We start from the raw sequence: 20,241 nt of genomic DNA on the forward strand, positions 1-20,241 counted from the left end.
CCGCCGAGCGTGAGGACCTTTTGGGAGGTACATGCATGTCCGGGACGACCGCAGGCCGAATCCGGCTGCGCTCAGCCGCCGACGGTGCCAATCGTTGGGTCGTCCTCGTCGTCCTCTGCCTCAGCCTGCTGCTCGTCGCACTCGACGCGACCGTGCTCCATGTCGCCGTCCCCGCCGTCACCGAGGACCTGCGGCCCAGTGCCGCCGGTCTGCTCTGGATCGTGGACGCCTATCCGCTGGTCTGCGCCTCGCTGCTGATCCTCTTCGGCACCCTCGGCGACCGGGTCGGACGACGCCGCGTGCTGCTGCTCGGCTACGCCCTCTTCGGCGTCGCCTCGGCGATAGCCGCGATGGCCGACAGCCCCGGCGTGCTGATCGCGGCGCGTGCCCTGCTCGGGGTCGGCGGGGCGATGATCATGCCTGCGACGCTGTCGATCCTCCGGCAGGTCTTTCCCGACCGGCGCGAACGGGCCGTGGCGATCGGCGTCTGGAGCGCGGTCGCCGCCGTCGGAGCGGCCACCGGGCCCGTCATAGGCGGCTTCCTGGTCGAACACTTCTGGTGGGGCTCGGTCTTTCTGATCAATGTCCCGCTGATGGCCCTGGTCCTGCCGGTGGGCCGCCTGCTGCTGCCCGAGTCGCGCGGCAGTGACGACGGCCCGTGGGACGTACTGGGCGCGCTGATGGCCGCGGCCGGTGTGCTCGGCGTGGTCCTCGGAGTGAAGCGGGCGGGCGCCGGGGAGGGGCTGCTGAGCCCGGCCACCCTGGCCCCGCTGCTGATCGGGGCCGTACTGCTCGTCACCTTCGTACGCCGTCAGAAACGCCGTAGGCATCCGCTGATAGACATCGGGATGTTTGCCCGGCCGGCCTTCTCCACCGCGGTGGGCTGCATCGTCCTCGCCATGCTGGCCCTGGTCGGGCTGGAACTGATAGCCGTGCAGTACCTCCAGCTCGTGCTCGGACTGAGCCCGCTGGAGACCGGGCTGCGGCTGCTGCCGCTCACCTTCGCGGCCATGGCCGCGGGCGCCACCGGGTCGTACACGCTGCGCCGCGTCGGGCCGCGGCGGATGGTCTGCTGGGGCTTCGTGCTGACGGCCGCCTCCGTGCTGATCCTGACCGCGATGGGGCAGCACGACCGGCCCGGCCTGCTGACCGCGGCGTTCGTCGCGCTCGGCTTCGGACTGCAGACCACGCTCTTCGGGGCGTACGAATCCATGCTCAGCGATGCCCCGGCCGACCGGGCGGGCGGGGCGGCGGCGATCGGTGAGACCTCGTACCAGCTGGGCGCGGGCATGGGCATCGCCCTGCTCGGCAGTGTCATGAACGCCGCCTATGCCCCCGGACTCGCGAAGCTCCCCGGAAAGGGCGTCCCCGTCGGGGACGGCGCGGCCGCCGCCCACTCGCTGGGCGAGGCCTACCAGGTGGCGGACCGGCTCGGCGGTCCGCTGGGCGAGGCGCTGCGCTCCACGGCCCGCCATGCCTTCATCACCGGGCTGCATGTCACGCTGCTGGTCAGCGCGGCCCTGCTGCTGGCCGGCGCGCTCGCCGCGCTGCGGCTGCCACGCGCGATGGAGTGCCCATCGCCGGCTCCTGACGAATCCCGGGAGGCCGACGCGGGCCAGGCGCCGCAACGCCCCGAGCCGCACGAGGTGCCCGTCGCGGGCCGTACGCAGCGGCCGCTCGCGCTGTCCGCCCGGCGCCGACCCGCCGAGGCGACCGGCTCTGGACGGGCGGGGCACTGAGCCGTAACGTCGACACGAGGCCATAACTAACACTGCTAGTTTTAGCATCGTGCGAGCCGCCGGAGGCGCCCTCATGTCCACCACCCCGTCCTCGAAGCTCCCACCCTTCGACCCCGCCGACCCGATCGGCATCGACGACCTGCTCGGCACCGAGGACCTCGCCATCCGCGACACCGTCCGGGGCTGGGCCACCGACCGCGTACTGCCGCACATCGCCGAGTGGTACGAGAACGGCGAGCTGCCCGGCATCCGGGAACTGGCCCGCGAACTCGGTTCGCTCGGCGCTCTCGGCATGTCCCTGCAGGGGTACGGCTGCGCGGGCGCCACCGCCGTGCAGTACGGACTGGCCTGCCTGGAACTCGAAGCGGCGGACTCGGGGATCCGCTCGCTGGTCTCCGTGCAGGGGTCGCTCGCCATGTACGCCATCCACCGCTTCGGCTCCGAGGAGCAGCGGCAGCGGTGGCTGCCGGGCATGGCGGCCGGCGAGATCATCGGCTGCTTCGGTCTCACCGAGCCGGACCACGGCTCCGACCCGGCCGGGATGAGGACGTACGCCAGGCGCGACCGAGGGGGAGACTGGGTTCTCACCGGCCGCAAGATGTGGATCACCAACGGCTCGGTCGCCGGGGTCGCCGTCGTCTGGGCGCAGACCGACGAGGGCGGCGCGGGCGGCGGGATCCGCGGATTCGTCGTGCCGACCGACACCCCGGGCTTCACAGCGCCCGAGATCAAGCACAAGTGGTCGCTGCGCGCCTCGGTCACCAGTGAGCTGGTCCTCGACGAGGTACGCCTGCCCGCCGATGCCGTACTCCCCGGAGTCACCGGTCTGCGCGGCCCGCTCAGCTGTCTCGGCCACGCCCGCTACGGCATCGTCTGGGGAGCCATGGGGGCGGCGCGCTCCGCGTTCGAGACGGCCCTCGACTACGCGCGGACCCGGGAACAGTTCGGCAGGCCGATCGGCGGCTTCCAGCTCACCCAGGCCAAGCTCGCGGACATGGCCGTGGAACTGCACAAGGGCATCCTGCTCGCCCACCATCTGGGCCGGCGGATGGACGCGGGCAGGCTCCGCCCCGAGCAGGTCAGTTTCGGAAAGCTCAACAATGTGCGGGAGGCGATCGACATCTGCCGTACCTCGCGCACGATCCTCGGCGCCAACGGGATCTCCCTGGAGTACCCGGTGATGCGGCATGCGACGAATCTGGAGTCGGTGCTCACGTACGAGGGGACCGTGGAGATGCACCAGCTGGTGCTGGGCAAGGCGCTCACCGGTCTCGACGCGTTCCGGTAGACCGGTCCGGCGAGCGCCCTGCTCAGCTCTGGTTGAAGAAGCCGTCGGCCGGCCGGCCGACGGCTTCGCCGTTGACCACTCGGGTGTCGGCGGGGGTCAGCAGGAAGACCCGGGTGGCCACGCGCTCGATCGAACCGCGCAGCCCGAAGGTCAGCCCCGCGGCGAAGTCCACGACGCGCTTGGCGTCCGTGGGGTCCATGGTCGTGAGGTTGACGATCACCGGCACGCCGTCCCGGAAGAGCTCGCCGATGCCTCGCGCGTCCCGGAAGCTGTCCGGGGTGACGGTGGCGATCCGGCGGCCCGTCTCCACGGCCGCCTCGGAAGCCACCTGCACCCGGGGGTCGGTCACCCAGGCCTGGCCGGTCCCGGTCTGTGCACCCCTCGCGTACTCCTCGTCGTCGTAGTACCGCTCGTCGTTGTCCTCCACGAGGCCCAGCCAGGCACTCGCCTTGCGCACCGATCCCATGGACGCCTCCTCTCACCGCGGTTCCGTGATGTTCCGCATCTCTATCTCTTTCGTGTCCCTATGGTCGTCCATGATGCGGATCGTGCGCCAAGTGGATAGTCGGCGCGCAGGGGATTCGTGACGGTACTGGTGCAGAAGATGTGGCGGTTCGTCAAGGTTCCTCCTGCATCAGGGACCTGAAAGAAAGAAAATAAGATGCGCCGGTCCGTACGGGTGACACGGGGGACGTACGGGTGAACGGAGCGCTCGATACGATGCACGTCGCGCACGCGCAGGAGCTCGGCGCACGAGTGAACGACTCTCGGGGGATCGTCGTGTTCGGAATAGTCAGGCCCTGTACGCACCGGTTGTCCGAAGGGCTCAGGACCGAGTGGATGGCCCATCTCTGCGGGCTCTGTCTCGCACTTCGCTCGGACCACGGGCAATTCGCCCGCATCGTGACGAACTATGACGGCCTGATCGTCTCGGTCCTGACGGAGGCTCAGGCCGAGCGCACCAACGGATGGCGACGCACCGCGGGGCCCTGCCCGCTGCGCGCCATGCGGACCGCCCCGGTCGCCCACGGCGAGGGAGCCAGGCTGGCCGCCGCCGTCTCACTGGTGCTGGCATCGGCGAAGGTACGGGACCACGTCGCCGACCGGGACGGCCTGTTGAAGCGCCGCCCGGTCGCCGCGGCCGCGCGCCGGGTCGCGGCGGGCTGGGACCGGGCAGGCGCGCGCACCGGCGCGCAACTCGGCTTCGACACGGCGCTGCTCGTGGACGCCGTCGACCGGCAGACGGGAATCGAGCTGCTCGCCGGGCCCGGCGCCCCGCTGCTCACGGTCACCGAGCCCACCGAGACCGCCACTGCGGCCGCCTTCGCCCACACCGCGATACTCGCGGGCAGGCCGCAGAACGCGGAGCCGCTGGCCGAGGCCGGCCGGCTCTTCGGACGCCTGGCGCATCTGCTGGATGCCGTGGAGGACCAGGAAGCTGACGCCGCGTCGGGTGCATGGAACCCGCTCACCGCGACCGGCACCTCGCGGGCCGAGGCCCGACGGCTGTGCGACGACGCGCTGCGGGGCGTACGGCTGGCGTTGCGCGACGCGGAGTTCACCGACGACAAGCTGGCCCATGTGCTGCTGGTGCACGAGCTGCGGCAGTCGGTGGACCGGGCGTTCGGTACCACGGCGTGCTCGCACGGTGCGGGCGTCCCGGTACCGGACGGAGCCGTCCGCCCGTCGGACGGGCGGCAGACCGGGTCCTTCGGCCCGCCACCGGGCAATCCGTACGCACCGAGCCCCGGCAACCCCTTCGGCCCGCCGCAACCCCCGCCCGAGCCCCCGCGCGACCGGCGAGGACTGATCGCCGGCTGCCTGGTGTGGGCGGGGCTGGCCTGCACCTGCCAGATGTGCTGCGGCACCTTCGAGGACCCGTGGACCCATCAGCGCCGTGAGGGGCTGTGCAGCCAGTGCGACTGCGGCGACTGCTGCGATGCGTGCGACTGCTGCAGCAACTGTGGGGACTGCTGCGACGGATGCGACTGCTGCGACTGCGGGTGCGACTGCAGCTGCTGAGCGGGAGACCGGGCGTTGCGACGTGGCCGGGCCGCGCCGTCCCGGCCCCCGAGGCATGGGGCGGCCCGGAGACCCGGCCCCGGTCCGCGGGCCCGTTTCACCTGATCACGGGCGGCGAGATCTGCGAGGTCTTGATGGCCGACGCGCCGATGCCCCACTTCTTCAGGATCCGGTCGTAGGTGCCGTCCGCCTCGAGACCGTTCACCGCGGCCTGGAAGGCGGGTGCCAACGGGGCGCCCTTCTTGAAGGAGAAGCCGACGTCGAGGCGCTTGAACTCGTTGAGGAAGCGCACACCCTCCTGCTGATCCACCGCGTACCGCAGCCCGTTGATGGTGGACATCACCACATCGCTGCGACCCTGCCGGAACGAACCCCAGGTCGCGCCCTGGTCGTTGTAGGTCTTCACCTCGTACGGCTTCTTGCCCGCGTCGGAGCACCGATGTCTGTTCTCCTCCAGCGTCACCTCGAACGTGGTTCGTACTTGCCGCTGTCCAGCGCGGGCAGGATCGCCTCGAAGGAGGCCACCTCGCGCTTCAGTCCCAGCCCGAGCTTCCTGGCCACCGCGTCCGCGAAGTCGATGTCCGTACCGGCCACCGTCTTCCCGTCGGCGAGGTAGGCGGCACCGGGCGGACTGCCGATGTCGCGCGGCGACCCCACGGCCGGGGCGAAGCGAACGGCAGGACGAAAAGTCGACAGAACGAGAGATCGACACAGCACGGAAGAGCTACGGAACGAGAGGGGAGGGTGGAGCGATGTTGTGTACGTGAAGACGCGCGGGGAACAGTGCTCAGGCGCCGCGCACGGCGCCGGGCGGAGATGCGAGGAGATGCAGGGGGGTCGGCTCAACAGGAGGAGGACCACACGCGACCGAAGTCGATGTGGGAGCGCTTGACCAGCCACTGCTGCGAATGCATGGCCCCAGTGGAACAGGCATCCGGTGGTGCGTCAACTGAACTGAGACGTACGACTCACAGTGTGGACAGGCTTGACAACGCACGGTGAACAGCGTTTATCTCGGAAGCGGACCGGTGCTGAGGGGCCCGGTCCGCGTTGTGTCTCCGCTGAAGACGCGCCCCGTGTTCGATCTCTGCATCCACGGAGCCCTCGCATGTCCGCGCAGACAGACACCCTTCCTTCCTCTCTCCCCGCCCCACCCGCGAAGAGTGAGCAGACCGACCGGCTCAGGATCGTCCCGGTACGCCGAACAGGTCAGTGGGCGGCGGCAGTTGCCGCCCTGGCGCTCCTCGCCCTGGTGCTGAACTCCAGGCGGCCGAGGTGGGCGCCCGGCTCTGGGACAGCTGGGAGGACGACGCCGAGATCCGGGACGTCGCCACCGGACGTTTCATCGACCGCGACAAGCTGCACCACGTCGACTTCGAGGGCGCCTCCTTCTCGGTCCGTGGCCCGGCCATCGTGCCCCGGCCCCCGCAGGGACACCCGGTCACCGTCGTCGACGGGACCGGTGGCCCGGCGAGGGAGACCGCGGCCCGCCACGCCGATGTCGTCCTCGTCCGGGCCACCGCCCCCGAGCGGGCCGCCGCGATCCGCACCGATCTGCGCCGGCGCGCCGCGGTGTACGGACGCGACCCCGACTCCCTCCGGGTTCTGGTCGCGCTCGCCGTCGACCTCGGCGACGCCGAGACCGCCCCGGAACCGGGGCTGGCGAGCGGACCCCCGCTCGCCGCCGGTGGCTCCTACTACCGGGGCGGCCCGGTCGACCTCGCCGAACTGATCACCCAGTGGCACCACGGGGGAGCGGTGGACGGCTTCCACCTCACGCCCATCACCCCCGGGCGCGACCTCGAACGCATCGTCAACGGCACCGTGGCCGTGCTCCAGCACCGCGGCCTGTTCCGCACCTTCTATCCCGGCGGCACCCTGCGCGAGCACCTGGGGCTGGCCCGCCCCGCCAACCGTTACGCCCTCGAAGGGGGACGAGCATGAGCACCACGACGAGACAGATGCATCTCGCCGCCCACTTCCCAGGTGTGAACAACACCACCGTCTGGTCGGACCCGCGCTCCAGGAGCCAGATCGACTTCTCCTCGTTCGAGCACCTGGCCCGCACCGCGGAACGCGGCAGGTTCGACTTCTTCTTCCTCGCCGAGGGGCTGCGGCTGCGCGAGCACAACGGCCGGATCCACGACCTGGACGTGGTCGGCCGCCCCGAATCCCTCACGGTGCTGGCCGCGCTGGCGGCCGTCACCGACCGGCTGGGCCTTGCCGCGACCGTCAACACCACGTTCAACGAGCCCTACGAACTGGCCCGCCGCCTCGCCACCCTCGACCATCTCAGCGGCGGCCGGGCCGCCTGGAACGTGGTCACCTCCTCGGATGCCTTCACCGGGGAGAACTTCCGGCGCGGCGGCTATCTCGACCGGGCCCACCGATACACCCGGGCGGCCGAGTTCGTAGCCACCGCCCGCGAACTGTGGGACAGCTGGGCCCCCGACGGCACTCCGCGCCCGTTCGCGTACCACGGGCAGCACTTCACCATCGAGGGGGAGTTCACCGTCCCGCGCTCCCCGCAAGGCCATCCGGTCGTCATCCAGGCCGGGGACTCCCCGGAGGGCCGTGAGTTCGCCGCGTCCGCCGCCGATGTCATCTTCACCCGGCACGGCACCCTGGAGGCCGGACGCACCTTCTACGCCGACGTCAAGGCGCGGCTGGCGAAGTACGGTCGGGAGCCGGACGATCTGAAGATCATGCCGGGGGTCACCTTCGTGCTCGGCGACAGCGATGCCGAGGCCCGGGAGAGAGCGGCCGAGATCCGCCTCCAGCAGGTCTCCCCGCAGAACGCGCTGCTGGCCCTGGAACAGGTCTGGGGCCGTGACCTCTCCTCCTACGACCCCGACGGACCGCTCCCCGAGATCGACCCCGACCCGGATTCCTCGCTGGTCCAGGGCCGGGTCAGGCACGGCGACCCCCTTGCTGTCGCGGTCCGCTGGCGCGCGCTGTCGAAGGAGAAGGGGCTGTCCATCCGTCAGACCGTCATCGAGACGACCGGGCGGCAGTCCTTCATCGGCAGCCCGCGGACGGTCGCGGCGCGGCTCACCGAGTTCGTGGCCGCCGACGCCGCCGACGGGTTCATCCTCGTACCGCATCTCACCCCGGGCGGCCTGGACGACTTCGTCGACCGGGTCGTCCCGCTCCTCCAGGAGCGCGGCGTGTTCCGCTCCGCGTACACGGGTCCCACGCTGCGGTCGCATCTCGGGCTCGCCGAACCGGTATGGAAAGGTTGAACGCATGAGCACGGAAACACACCAGCCGCACGATTCCGGGCAGGCGGCACAGGACTGGAAGCACTGGCACGAGGAGCGCACCGCCACGGTGTCCGCGCCGTACGGTCCGCTCTCCCTCACCGGCACCCACTGGCTCTCCGACCACCCGGGGGGCCACATTCCGGGGGCGCCCGGACAGTGGCGCGGGGACGGCGAGGAACTGCTGCTCAGCGCCACCGCCGCAGACGGCCTGACCGTCGACGGCAAGCCCTTCACCGGCCAGGTCCGCCTCACCCCCGACCGCGGCCCGATCGGAGAGTCCCGCGTCGCGCACGGTGAGCGGCGGTTGGTCGTCCTGAGCCGCGAAGGGCTCTGGGCGGTAAGGGACTTCGACCCGGCCTCGGCGGCACGGCGCGCCTTCCGGGCCATCGAGGCCACCTTGTACGAGGCCCGTTGGGCGCTGCCGGGCACCTTCCGCCCGTACGCTTCCGCCCGTACGGTCCGCGTCGAGAACGCCGACGGGGTCGAGCGCGGCCTCGGGCTCGGCGGTGAGATCGTGTTCGAGCTCGACGGTGCCCAGCACACGCTGCAGGCCGCGGTCGAGCCCGACGGATCACTCTGGGCGGTCTTCGCGGATGCCACCAGTGGGAACAGCAGCTACCGCTTCCGGTTCCTGCGGCCCGCGGCCCCGGCCGAGGACGGCAGCGTGACGGTGGACCTCAATCGGGCACTGCTGCCGCCCTGCGCCTTCGCTGATCACTTCATCTGCCCCTTCCCGCCGCCCGGCAACACCCTGCCCGTCGCCGTCGAGGCGGGCGAGCGGAACCGGATCGACGGCTGACGTTCCGTCGGACCACCCCGGGACAAAGGCCCCGGTCCGCGGCCGACGCGCCGCCGGATCGGCCTCGGACAAAGGCCCCGGCAGCCCACGGGCTGCCGGGGCCGTCCGGTGCGACGCGACAGGTTCAGGCCAGGAGGCCCTCTTGCGCCAGAAGTTGACGCCTTGAATACTCCCGAGCAGCGCTTGTCAGGAGCACGGCATTCCGGAACCCGGGCATGCCGCCGTGCGAACGACTGCGCCTCACGGGTCCGACCACCCCACAGGCGGACCCCCGATTTCCTTTCGGGAGGAATGAAAAGTGAGGATCAAGCGCACCACCCCCCTCAGCGGCACCGCCAGACGCAGCAGGGCTGTCGCCGTCGCAGCCGGCCTCGTCGCCGTCGCCGCACTCGCCGTACCCAGCGCCCAGGCCGACACCGCCCCCACCACCTTCAGCGCCAAGCAGCTCTCCGCCGCGAGCGACGCCGTGCTCGGCGCCGATGTGGCGGGGACTGCCTGGAGCATCGACCCGGCGACCAACTCCCTCGTGGTCACCGCGGACAGCACGGTCTCACAGGCCGAGATCAAGCAGATCAAGCAGTCCGTCGGAGCCAACGCCGGTGCCGTGCGGATCGAGCGCACCGCCGGAAAGCTCAGCAAACTGCTCTCCGGTGGCGACGCGATCTACGCCCCCGGCTGGCGCTGTTCCCTCGGCTTCAACGTCCACAGCGGCAGCACCTACTACTTCCTGACCGCCGGTCACTGCACCGACGGCAACCCGCCCTGGTACACCAACTCCTCGAACACGACCAGCATCGGCCCGACGGTCGGGTCCAGCTTCCCGACCAATGACTACGGCCTGGTGCGGTACGACAATGCCTCGCTCGCCCACCCGGGCACCGTCGGCAGCGTCACCATCACCGGAGCGGCCAATGCCACGGTCGGCATGTCCGTCACCCGCCGCGGTTCCACCACCGGCGTCCACAGCGGCAGCGTCACGGGCCTCAACGCCACGGTCAACTACGGCAACGGCGACATCGTCTACGGCATGATCAAGACCAACGTGTGTGCGGAGCCCGGCGACTCCGGCGGCCCGCTCTACTCCGGCTCGAAGGCGATCGGTCTCACCTCGGGCGGCAGTGGCAACTGCAGCTCCGGTGGCACCACGTACTTCCAGCCGGTCACCGAGGCGCTCAGCGCGTACGGGGTCACCCTGAACTGACGCTCCGACATCCCGGTCCGGCCCTGGAACATGCAGTCGACCGAGACGGAGTCCCCGCCCGAATGCTGGGCGGGGACTCCCGCTCACCCCACGGCTTTTGAGAGAATGTGGGGCAGGTCGGTCAAGCAGGAGCAAACGGGGGCGGATGCTGTGCTTTCCGGAGGGATGCCTTCCGGGACCCCCGCAGACACTTCAGGGGGTTCCAGGTCCGTGAAACGCATCGGAGTGACCGGCCACCGCAGCATTCCGCGGGAGGCCCATGCCCATGTGGTGTCCGGGTTACGGGCTGCGCTCTGCGGCCTCGAAGGGTCCTTGGAGGCCCTCTCCAGCCTCGCGGTGGGAGCCGACCAGCTCTTCGCCGACCTCGCCCTGGCCTGTGGCGCGGATCTGACCGCGGTCATCCCCAGCGGCGACTACGAATCCTGTTTCGTTGATGCTGCCGAACTCGCCCGCTACCGGGACCTCAAGGGCCGGGCGGCCCGGGAGGTCCGGCTGGGCTACCCGCACTCGACCGACGAGGCGTACTTCGCGGCCGGCGCGTACATCGCCGACCACTGCGACCGGCTGCTCGCCGTGTGGGACGGAAGACCGGCCCGCGGCCTCGGCGGCACGGGTGACATCGTGATGTACGCCCGCAGCCTCGGCCGCCCGGTCACTGTCATCTGGCGCGAGGGCGTGGAGCGCGGCTGACGGGTGTGCGCGGCCGTCCTCGTATACGGCCGCGCAGCGCGCCAGTGATCCGACATGCCGTCACATCTGGTGCCTGGCAAGCCAGTCGGTGTGCTGAGGGGAGACGATGCGCTCGGTCTCGAACACCGCCCGCGGCCACTGGCGTTCGGTCAGTGTGGTCTCCATCGCCACCTGCATCGACTCCAGATCCTGCTCCACCAGTGAGTGGGCCGAGATCAGCGGGTGATGGCGGCGCATCTCGCTCCACGCCAGACAGGCCGCCGCCGCGGCCGACAAGACCCCGGTCAGGGCGAAGGACTGGGTGGCGGAGAACGTCCTCACCAGGGCGAACACCAGGGCGAGCGCCGTCAGTACGGCAATGGTCGTCGACCAGACCAGCGTGGCCCGCCGGGAGACCTCCTGGCGCCTGCGGTACCAACTGCGCTGCTCTATCAGCCGATCCCGTACATATGTCTCCTTGCGTACGGTGAACGCTTTGTCGCGCAACTCGCGCATGGAGTCCGTGATCAGGCCGCCCGAGTCCGCGGTCAGGTCACGGGGGTCCGCCCACCCCACCTTCCGGAGCTCCTGGAGCCCCTCTTCGAGACGGTTCGCGAACACTGCCTCGGGGTGCTGGGTGTGGGTGTCGAAAGGTGAGCCGTGCACCGCGTAGCGCCAGCACATCGACTTGATGAACTCCGCCGCCGAGCGGTTGAGTTGCCAATGCGACTTTGCTTTGCGCCGGGCGGAGAGGTACGTCGTGATCAGGACACCCGCATAGGCCAACACGCCGACGGCGTCGACGAGTTGAAAAGTGCCACCCAGTTCCACGTGCCAGGGGAGCGCCGCCGGGACCGTGCCGATGACCAGCAGGATCAGCTGGATCCGGGTGGTGTTCACGGCCTCCCGCTGACGGGCGATGGCGATCGCGTCCGTGTGGTGGAAGAGCTCCGGCAGATCAGCGTTCCTGAACACCATGCTCTGGAGCGGTCCGGGAATCGCCGTCATGTTCACTCCCGTCTGCGGTTATGTCGTCACCTCAATGGTGGAATCGATGGTTCCGTCGAGCCCGGGGCAGTCCCATGTGACGCTCTTGTCCCAAGTGGGCGCCCTCAGTTGCCAACGGAGGTCATGAGAGTAAAGTCGTGCCGCCGGACACTGCAATGGTGCAGATGCCTTTGCTGCATTCCTGTCCGGAACCACTCCATCGGAACAAACCCCCTCAAGGACAGCCGTGAAGACCTCTGAATCCTCCCTCTCCTTCGCCGTTGCGAAGAAGAATCGTGTGCCGCTCACCGAGATCGACGTCCGCGGCGCCACCGCTGCCCGGAAGCTCGGTCGCGTGCACGCCGCGTCAGCCGGTCGCCCCACCCAGGCATCGACCTTCAACTCGGCACTCTGAACCGACGCCCCGAGCGACCCTGCGGGCCGGCTGCAATGCCCGAGCGACCCTGCGGGCCGGCTGGAATACTCAAACATCCCCGCAGGCTGGCTAGACTGGTGGAATGACAGGACCCCTGGTCCCTTTCCGCGAAGTCGTTCTCAAGGTTCACAGCAGGTGTGATCTTGCCTGTGACCATTGCTATGTCTATGAACATGCAGATCAGAGCTGGCGAACCCGACCCAGAACAATCTCTGATGATGTCATCTTCCGGACTGCTCAACGCTTGGCTGAGCATGCCAAGGCACATGCACTGCCCTCCGTGTCAGTGATCCTGCACGGAGGGGAGCCTCTACTGGCAGGCCCCGCCCGACTGCGGCGCGTCTGCGAAGAGCTCACCTCCGCCTTCGAAGGCGTCGCGGAACTCGACCTACGCGTCCACACCAATGGACTCCAGCTCAGCCCGCGCTACCTGGACCTCTTCGACGAGTTCGATGTCAAGGTCGGGATCTCCCTCGACGGCGACCGGGCCGCCAACGACCGGCACCGCCGCTACGCCGACGGGCGCAGCAGCCATCCCCTGGTCCTCAAGGCCGTCGAACTGCTCCGGCAGGAGCGCTACAGCCATCTCAACCTCGGGCTCCTGTGCACCGTCGACATCGAGAACGACCCGCACGCGGTCCTCGACGCACTCACGGAGCTCGAACCGCCGCTCATCGACTTCCTGCTTCCGCACGCCACCTGGGACGAGCCGCCGCCCCGTCCGGGCGGATCGCCCACCGCCTACGCCGACTGGCTCCTCGCGGTCTTCGATCGCTGGCAGGAGCAGGGGCGCCCGGTGCCGGTCCGGCTCTTCTCCTCGGTCCTGTCCACTCTGAACGGCGGCCCCAGCCTCACCGAGTCCCTGGGCCTGGCCCCCACCGACCTCGTCGTCGTGGAGACCGACGGTCAGCTGGAACAGGTCGACTCGCTCAAGAGCGCCTATGAGGGTGCGGCGGCCACCGGATTCGACGTCTTCACCCACACCTTCGACGAGGTCGCGGCCCATCCCGGCGTGCGGGCCCGGCAGCTCGGACTGGCCGGTGTCAGCGAGACCTGCCGCCGATGCCCGGTCGTCCGCTCGTGCGGAGGTGGTCTCTACACCCACCGGTACCGCTCCGAGGGGCCGTCCGGCGCATTCGACAACCCGTCCGTGTACTGCGCCGATCTGGCCGCCCTGGTGCGCGGTATCGAGGCACGCACGGCGGCGGCCCTCGTCGCGCCCGCGGTGACCGAGCCCGTCGAGCTGCTCGCCGCCGAGCTGGACCTCACCCGCACCCTGCTCGCCCGTCTGAACGCCGACATCGCAGGGCACGGCGGCGAGCGGTGGGCACAGGCCTGGGAGCTGGCCACCGCCATCGAGGAGTCGGAGGAGGGCGCCCGTGGCCTGGACGAGGTGCTGGCCCGTCCCTACACCCGCAGCTGGCTGCTCTCCGCCCTGGAGCGGGTCCACGAACGGCCCGGGGCCGTGCGGGTGGCGGGGGAGATGCCGGCGTACCTCGCGACCGCGGTCGTACGGGCCGGCCTCGATCTGTCCGTACCGGTGGCCTTCTCGGGCGGCAGGGTCTTCCTGCCCGGCCTGGGCGAGTTGCGGATCGCGGGAGAGGCGGAGCACGGCACGGCACGCGTACGGGCCACCGAGGACGGCTTCGTGGTCCGGCGGGAAGGGGGTGACGCGGCCGAACGGCGGGTTGTCCGGCCGGAGGCGGCCGGTCCCGGCTGGCGGCCTTTGCGCAGGGTCGCGACGCCCGGCTCCTCGCCCGGCCTCGTGCTCGACGACCTCGATCCGTACCGCTCGTGCTTCGACGCACCCGCCGCGGACCGTCTCGACGACCGGAGCGCCGCCGACCTGGGGGCCAGGATCGGCGAGGCCTGGAAGCTGATCGAGACGAAGGCGCCCGGACGCACCGCGGAGATGGCGGGCCGTCTCACCACCCTCACTCCGCTGGCCCGTTTGGCCCCGGCGGAGCCCGCCGTCGGGCGGCACGGTTACGGCGCGCTGGGGATCTCTCCGGACGGCAGCGCGGAGGACCTGGCGTTCGCGCTGCTGCGGGGCTTCCGCAGGGCCGAATTGCGGGCGCTGCTCGATGTCACGGACCTTTACGCGGCGGACGGCTCCTGGGACCATCGGACGCCTTGGCAGGAAGAATCAGTTCCGTTTTCCCGGCTGCTGGCCGACACCTACGAGCGAATGGCATGGGGGGCTTTCGAACCCCGCTATCTGGAGGGCGTACCGCAGGCCCTCGACACGCTCGAGGGTGCCGCCGAACTGACCGTCAGTGGAAAACGGCTGGTGGATCTGATGCGAAAGGAGATCTGAGGCCCGTATTCCGGTTCGACCGGGTCGCCGGCACACACAGGACAACTGGGAAGAACGGTCGCAGACCATATTCGATCAAGAAAATGATCGACTGAATCCGGGAACGTATGACTGAAAACCGGTGTTGAATGACCGAACATCATGGGGGTGGAGCAACGTCCGCTCCGGAATGATGAATTCGCTCGCATTCACTTCACTCCTCGGGTGCGGGTGCTCACACAGGACGGGGGTCGTGTGCACGCAACAACGCAGCAGCGAGCGGCGGACCATCGGCCGTACTTCTTCTTGAGTTATGCGCATACACCGGGGTACGGCGGTGGAACGGACCCCGATATGTGGGTCGAGCGGCTCTTCCAGGATCTCTGTGGCCATGTGATGGCCATGACCGATCTGCCCGCCGGTGCGCCCGCCGGGTTCATCGACCGCGAGATACGGTCCGGCGAGGGCTGGTCCGAGCGGCTCGGCGAGGTGCTCGCCACCTGCCGGGTATTCGTACCGCTGTTCTCGCCGCGTTACTTCGCCAGCGAGATGTGCGGCAAGGAGTGGTACGCCTTCGCGCAGCGCGCCATTCACTACCGGGCCCGCTCCAATCAGCCGGCCGAGGCGATCGTCCCGGCGCTCTGGGTGCCGGTGCCGCCGAGTCAACTCCCGGGCCCCGCCGAGCGGTTACAGTTCAACCACCGTGACTTCGGGGACCGATACGTCAGCGACGGACTCTACGGACTGATCAAACTCAGGCTCTTCGCCGAGGAATACGAGCGCGCGGTGTACGAACTCGCCAAGCGCATCGTCAATGTCGCGGACACCATCAGGATCGGCACCGGCCGTCCCGTCGACTACCGGCTGGCGCCCAGCGCCTTCGGCCCGCCGAACAGCGGAGTCGGTGGCCCCCGTCCCATGCAGGTGACCATCGCGGCCCCCACCCGGCACGATCTGCCCGAGGGGCGCAACGCCGACTACTACGGCGACAATCCGCAGGACTGGAACCCCTACCACCCGGCCGCCGCGCGCCCCCTGGCCTATGTCGCCGAGGACCTGGTGCGCTCCCTCAACTACCAGGCCACCATCTCCTCCTTCGACGAGGAGTCGGGGCACGCGGAGGGCAAACAACCGCCCAGCAGGCCGGAGATCCTGCTCGTCGACCGCTGGGCCCTGCAGGACGAGGACCGGCGCCGGCGGCTCGCCGCCTTCGACGCCGAGAACCGTCCCTGGGTGACGATGGTCGTGCCGTGGAACCGCGAGGACCACGAGAGCCGGGCGGCCGAGGCCGAGCTGACCGAGAAGCTCGAACAGACCATGCCGACCAAGATGCGCCAGGGGCGGGCCTACTGCCGGGTCGCCGCCAAGGGCATACCCAGCATGGACGCCTTCGGACAGATCCTGCCGCAGGTGGTCGAGGCGGCGGCCCAGCAGTATCTGAGACACGCGGCGGTCTACCCACCCGCCACCGGAGGCGGACACACCGAACGGACACGGTTGATGGGGCCGATGGCGCAGACGCACTACATCCCCGAGACACACGACCCTGCGACGGATGCGGAGGACACGGATGACGGCCAGTCGTGACGGGCGCATCGTCACCTTCTACTCGTACAAGGGCGGCACCGGGCGCACCATGGCCCTGGCCAACACCGCCTGGATACTCGCCGCCAATGGAAAGCGGGTACTGGCCGTCGACTGGGACCTGGAGGCACCGGGGCTCCACCGGTTCTTCCACCCGTTCCTCGACCCGTCGACACTCGGCGCCACCACCGGCGTCATCGATCTGATCACCGAGTACGCGTGGGCAGCGACCAGCCCCGTCCAGCGCGCCGACGACTGGCACCGGGACTACGCCCGCATCCAGCCGCACGCCGTGTCCCTCACACCCGAGGCGCTCGGCTGGGAGTTCCCGCACGGCGGCACCCTCGACTTCGTCTCCGCCGGACGCCAGAACCGCGAATACTCCGCGACCGTCTCCACCTTCGACTGGGACAACTTCTACGACCGGCTCGGCGGCGGTCACTTCTTCGACGCCCTGCGCGACGACATGAAGGCCAACTACGACTACGTCCTGATCGACAGCCGGACCGGCCTCAGCGACATTGCCGACATCTGCACCGTCCACCTGCCCGACGTCCTCGTCGACTGCTTCACCCTCAGCGACCAGTCCATCGACGGCGCCGCCTCGGTCGCCCGGCAGATCTCCGAGCGCTACACCGGACGCCCCATCTCCATCTTCCCCGTCCCGATGCGCATCGACGAGGGCGAGAAGGAGAAGGCCGATGCCGGGCGGGCGCTGGCCCGGCTGAAGTTCGACCGGCTGCCGCGTGAACTGTCCGGCGACGAACTCACCGCCTACTGGGGCGCGGTGGAGATTCCCTACCGCCCCTACTACGCGTACGAGGAGACCCTCGCCACCTTCGGCGACGAGGCCGGGCTCACCAACTCGCTGCTCTCGGCCTTCGAGCGGCTCACCTCCGTCATCACCGACCAGCAGATCACCTCGATGCCACCGGTGGGCGAAGAGGTGCGGCTGCGCATCCGTGACGCGTTCACCCGGCGCAGGCCCGCGCTGCCCGCCGATCTCTTCCTCAGCTACGTGGCGGAGAACCGGATGTGGGCCGACTGGATCGAATCCGTGCTCACCCGGGCCGGGTTCCGTGTCGTACCGCGCGATGTGTCCGCCGAGCGGGAGGTCGCGGAGCCGCCCGCCGTCGCCACCGAGAACGCCACCCGTACCGTGGTGCTGCTCTCCAGCGCCTATCTCAAGTCCCAGCGTGCGGTGAACCTCTGGGACCGGGCCGTGGCGGAGGACCCCGGCGGTGGCCGACGCCATCTGCTGCCGCTCAGGGTCGGTGACGTGCGGCTGTCCGCGCCCTACATCGACCGCAACCCCGTCGATCTCTTCCGGCTCGACGAGGTGCATGCCACCGCCGCCCTGCTGCGCGCCCTGGACCGGCCCGTACAGCTCGCCGACGGCGTGTCGCCCGGACCGCGGTTCCCCGGCACCGTCCCCAGGATCTGGAACGCGCCGCCGCGCAACCCCGGCTTCACCGGCCGTTCCCTGGTCCTGGAACGGATGCGTGACCAGCTCGGCGGCGGCATGGCCGTCGTACTGCCCCAGCCGCAGACCCTGTACGGACTCGGTGGCGTCGGCAAGACCCAGGTCGCCCTGGAGTACGTGCACCGCTTCATGGCGGACTACGACCTGGTCTGGTGGATATCGTCCGAGCAGACCGACGACGTGGTGGCCTCTCTCGCCGAGCTGGCCGTGCGGCTCGGCGCCCAGGGCGGCGACGACATGGCTGCCGCCTCCCAGGAGGCCGTGGACCTGCTGCGGCGCGGTGTGCCCTCGGACCGCTGGCTGCTGGTCTTCGACAACGCCGACGACCCCGAGCGGCTCAGGCGCTACTTCCCGCAGGGCGGTTCCGGACACATCCTCGTCACCTCCCGGAACCAGGCCTGGTCCCAGCATGGTGACGCCCTGCCCGTCGACGTCTTCCTGCGCGAGGAGTCCATCGAACACCTTCAGCGCCGGGCCCCGGGGCTGAGCGACGAGGACGCCGCCCAGGTGGCCACCGCGGTCGGTGACCTGCCGCTCGCCGTCGAACAGGCGGCGGCCTGGATCGCGGAGACCGCCACCCCGATCGACACCTATCTCGAACAGCTGGCGCAGCAGGCCCCCGAGGTCCTGGCGCTCAACCAGCCGGCCGGTTACCCGGAGCCGGTCGCCGCGACCTGGAACATCTCCATCCAACGGCTCAAGGAGCGTTCCCCCGCCGCGGTGCGGTTGCTCCAGCTCTGTGCCTTCTTCGCTCCCGAGCCGATCTCGGGGAATCTCCTCTACAGCAAGGAGATGATCGAGGCGCTGAAGCCGTACGACGCCTCGCTCCAGGAGAAGCTGGTGCTGGGCCGGGTCATCCGGGAGATCGGCCGGTTCGCCCTCGCCAAGGTCGACCAGGTCTCCAACTCCATCCAGGTGCACCGGCTCGTCCAGGCCGTCATCCGGGCGCAGCTCAGCGAGCAGGAGCAGCGGGACGCCCGGCACGCCGTCCACCGCATTCTGGCCGGCGCCCGGCCCGACGACGACGAGCCGATCGACAACCCCTCGACCTGGCCGCAGTTCGCCACCATCTGGCCGCACCTCGGTCCGTCCGACGCACGCAACTGCAAGGAGCCCGAGGCCCGCAGACTGCTGATCGACCGGGTCCGCTACCTCTGGAAGCGAGGCGACTTCAGGACCGCCGCCACGCTCTGCGAGGAGCTGCGCGCCATCTGGAAGGAGACGCTGGGGGAGCGGGACATCCAGTACCTCTACCTCTGCTTCCACCTCTCCAACATCTACCGCTCGCGCGGCCGTTACGTGGAGGCGAGGGAACTCGACGAGATCACCCTGGCGACGCAGCGGGAGGTCCTGGGCCCGGAGCATCCGCACACGTACATGAGCACCAGCAGCCTGGCGACGGACCTCGGCACGCTCGGCGAGTACACCAGGGCGATCGAGCTGGCGACCGAAGCCACCGACGGGTTCAACCAGATCTTCCACGATTCCCACCCCAGGACCCTGGCGGCGGCCAACAACCTGGCGTTCACCCTGCGGTCGATCGGGCAGTACGCCAGGGCCAGGGAGATCGACCAGGACGTCTTCGACCGCCGGGTCGAGGTGCTCGGCGCGGAGCACCCCTACAGCCTCTCCTCGGCCATGAACCTGGCCCGCGACCTGCGTGACGTCGGACGGTACGAGGATTCCGTCGGCATCCTCAGCCGTACGTACGACAGCTACAAGGCCACGCTCGGCCGGGCCTTCCCCGGCACGCTGAGCGCGGCGAAGAGCCTGGCGGTGTCGCTGCGCCGGGCGGGCAGGATGGAGGACGCCCGCAGGCTCACGGTGGCCACCCGGGCCCGGTACCGGGCCAAGTACACCGCCGCCAACCCGGAATGGCTCGCCTGTGACCTCAACCTGGCGGCGGACCTGTACGCGGCGGGCGAGGCGACCGAGGCCAGGGACACGGCACAGGAGGTCGTCGACCAGTACATGAAGGTGCCGGGCGAGAAGCACCCGTACACCCTCGCCGCCCTGAACAACCTCGCTGTCTACCAACTGGGCGTCGGCGCGGTGGAGGAGTCGGAACGGGTGCTGACCCGGGTGGTCGCGTCGATGCGGGAGGTGTACGGGCAGGAGCACCCCAACACCCTGTTCTGCGTCATGAACCTGGCCAACGCGACGGCCGAACAGGGCGACCTCGGCATCGTGCTGGAGACCGAACGAAAGGTGGCAGGACAGCTCAGGCGCGTCCTCGGGGCGCACCATCCCGAGACCCTGGCCATGATGTCCAACATGGCGGTCACGCTCGATGCGTTGGGCCGCAAGGACGAGGCGTTGCGGCTGCGGGCGGAGACGGGGGACGAGCTTGCCAGGCAGCTCGGCGACGACCACCCGATGACCCGGATCGCCCGGAACGAGAACCGGTTCGAGCGCGAGCTGGAGCCGACGGCGGTATGAGCCGCGGGAGCGTCCGGCCGCCACCGGACGCTCCC

At 69.8% G+C, this 20,241-nt stretch carries 13 protein-coding genes and 2 pseudogenes; 12 read left to right on the forward strand and 3 right to left on the reverse strand.

Annotated elements, in window-relative coordinates:
* Positions 1-35 precede the first annotated feature (35 nt).
* Together ACF1B9_RS18875 and ACF1B9_RS18880 are read left to right on the forward strand one after the other, a co-directional pair.
* Positions 36-1,739 carry an MFS transporter gene (locus ACF1B9_RS18875; RefSeq protein ID WP_391740403.1) on the forward strand — a complete coding sequence of 568 codons (1,704 nt, stop codon included), beginning with the start codon at positions 36-38 and terminating at the stop codon, positions 1,737-1,739.
* Positions 1,740-1,812: 73 nt separating this feature from the next.
* Entirely contained in the window at positions 1,813-3,027 is a 1,215-nt protein-coding gene (locus ACF1B9_RS18880; RefSeq protein ID WP_391740402.1) for an acyl-CoA dehydrogenase family protein, read from the forward strand.
* Between the two features lie 22 nt (positions 3,028-3,049).
* On the opposite strand, the gene ACF1B9_RS18885 is transcribed toward ACF1B9_RS18880, so the two are convergent.
* A complete protein-coding gene (locus ACF1B9_RS18885; RefSeq protein WP_391740401.1) occupies positions 3,050-3,493 on the reverse strand; it encodes a cell division protein SepF in 444 nt (147 codons plus the stop codon).
* Between the two features lie 314 nt (positions 3,494-3,807).
* Here ACF1B9_RS18885 and ACF1B9_RS18890 point away from each other — a divergent pair, with 314 nt between their 5' ends.
* Positions 3,808-5,049: a DUF5685 family protein gene (locus ACF1B9_RS18890; RefSeq protein ID WP_391740453.1), complete on the forward strand. Its 1,242-nt coding sequence runs from the start codon at positions 3,808-3,810 to the stop codon at positions 5,047-5,049.
* Between the two features lie 97 nt (positions 5,050-5,146).
* Here ACF1B9_RS18890 and ACF1B9_RS18895 read toward each other — a convergent pair.
* A pseudogene (locus tag ACF1B9_RS18895) lies at positions 5,147-5,745 on the reverse strand (transporter substrate-binding domain-containing protein).
* Positions 5,746-6,279: 534 nt separating this feature from the next.
* Between ACF1B9_RS18895 and ACF1B9_RS18900 the strand changes: the two are divergent.
* From ACF1B9_RS18900 to ACF1B9_RS18920, 5 genes and pseudogenes are all read left to right on the forward strand, one after another.
* Positions 6,280-6,993 (forward strand): annotated as a pseudogene (locus ACF1B9_RS18900) (LLM class flavin-dependent oxidoreductase); the annotation flags it as partial.
* A 17-nt stretch (positions 6,994-7,010) separates the two neighbouring features.
* The gene (locus ACF1B9_RS18905; protein WP_391740452.1) at positions 7,011-8,291 is read left to right on the forward strand and encodes an NtaA/DmoA family FMN-dependent monooxygenase; all 1,281 of its coding nucleotides are present in this window, start codon (positions 7,011-7,013) and stop codon (positions 8,289-8,291) included.
* A 4-nt stretch (positions 8,292-8,295) separates the two neighbouring features.
* Complete coding sequence (locus tag ACF1B9_RS18910; protein ID WP_391740400.1) at positions 8,296-9,111, forward strand: DUF1684 domain-containing protein; 816 nt, start codon at positions 8,296-8,298, stop codon at positions 9,109-9,111.
* Between the two features lie 298 nt (positions 9,112-9,409).
* Positions 9,410-10,312: a S1 family peptidase gene (locus ACF1B9_RS18915; RefSeq protein WP_391740399.1), complete on the forward strand. Its 903-nt coding sequence runs from the start codon at positions 9,410-9,412 to the stop codon at positions 10,310-10,312.
* A gap of 210 nt (positions 10,313-10,522) precedes the next feature.
* Positions 10,523-11,002, forward strand: a complete 480-nt coding sequence (locus tag ACF1B9_RS18920) for a hypothetical protein (RefSeq protein WP_391740398.1) — start codon at positions 10,523-10,525, stop codon at positions 11,000-11,002.
* Between the two features lie 60 nt (positions 11,003-11,062).
* Here ACF1B9_RS18920 and ACF1B9_RS18925 read toward each other — a convergent pair whose 3' ends face one another.
* On the reverse strand, positions 11,063-11,959 hold the full coding sequence (locus tag ACF1B9_RS18925; protein ID WP_391740451.1) for a DUF4231 domain-containing protein: 897 nt from the start codon (positions 11,957-11,959) through the stop codon (positions 11,063-11,065).
* Positions 11,960-12,215: 256 nt separating this feature from the next.
* Between ACF1B9_RS18925 and fxsA the strand changes: the two genes are divergently transcribed.
* The 4 genes from fxsA to fxsT all read left to right on the forward strand — a co-directional run bounded on the left by fxsA (position 12,216) and on the right by fxsT (position 20,206).
* Positions 12,216-12,383: an FxSxx-COOH cyclophane-containing RiPP peptide gene (gene fxsA / locus ACF1B9_RS18930; protein WP_391740397.1), complete on the forward strand. Its 168-nt coding sequence runs from the start codon at positions 12,216-12,218 to the stop codon at positions 12,381-12,383.
* Positions 12,384-12,486: 103 nt separating this feature from the next.
* On the forward strand, positions 12,487-14,721 hold the full coding sequence (gene fxsBH, locus ACF1B9_RS18935; protein ID WP_391740396.1) for a radical SAM/SPASM protein FxsBH, inactivated beta-hydroxylase extension form: 2,235 nt from the start codon (positions 12,487-12,489) through the stop codon (positions 14,719-14,721).
* Positions 14,722-14,931: 210 nt separating this feature from the next.
* A complete protein-coding gene (gene fsxC, locus ACF1B9_RS18940; RefSeq protein ID WP_391740450.1) occupies positions 14,932-16,287 on the forward strand; it encodes an FxsC protein in 1,356 nt (451 codons plus the stop codon).
* Complete coding sequence (fxsT, locus tag ACF1B9_RS18945) at positions 16,271-20,206, forward strand: FxSxx-COOH system tetratricopeptide repeat protein (protein ID WP_391740395.1); 3,936 nt, start codon at positions 16,271-16,273, stop codon at positions 20,204-20,206. The genes fsxC and fxsT overlap by 17 nt, the downstream gene beginning before the upstream one ends.
* Positions 20,207-20,241 lie beyond the last annotated feature (35 nt).

It is taken from the genome of Streptomyces sp. NPDC014727 (genome assembly GCF_043083485.1).
Taxonomy (GTDB): Bacteria; Actinomycetota; Actinomycetes; order Streptomycetales; family Streptomycetaceae; genus Streptomyces.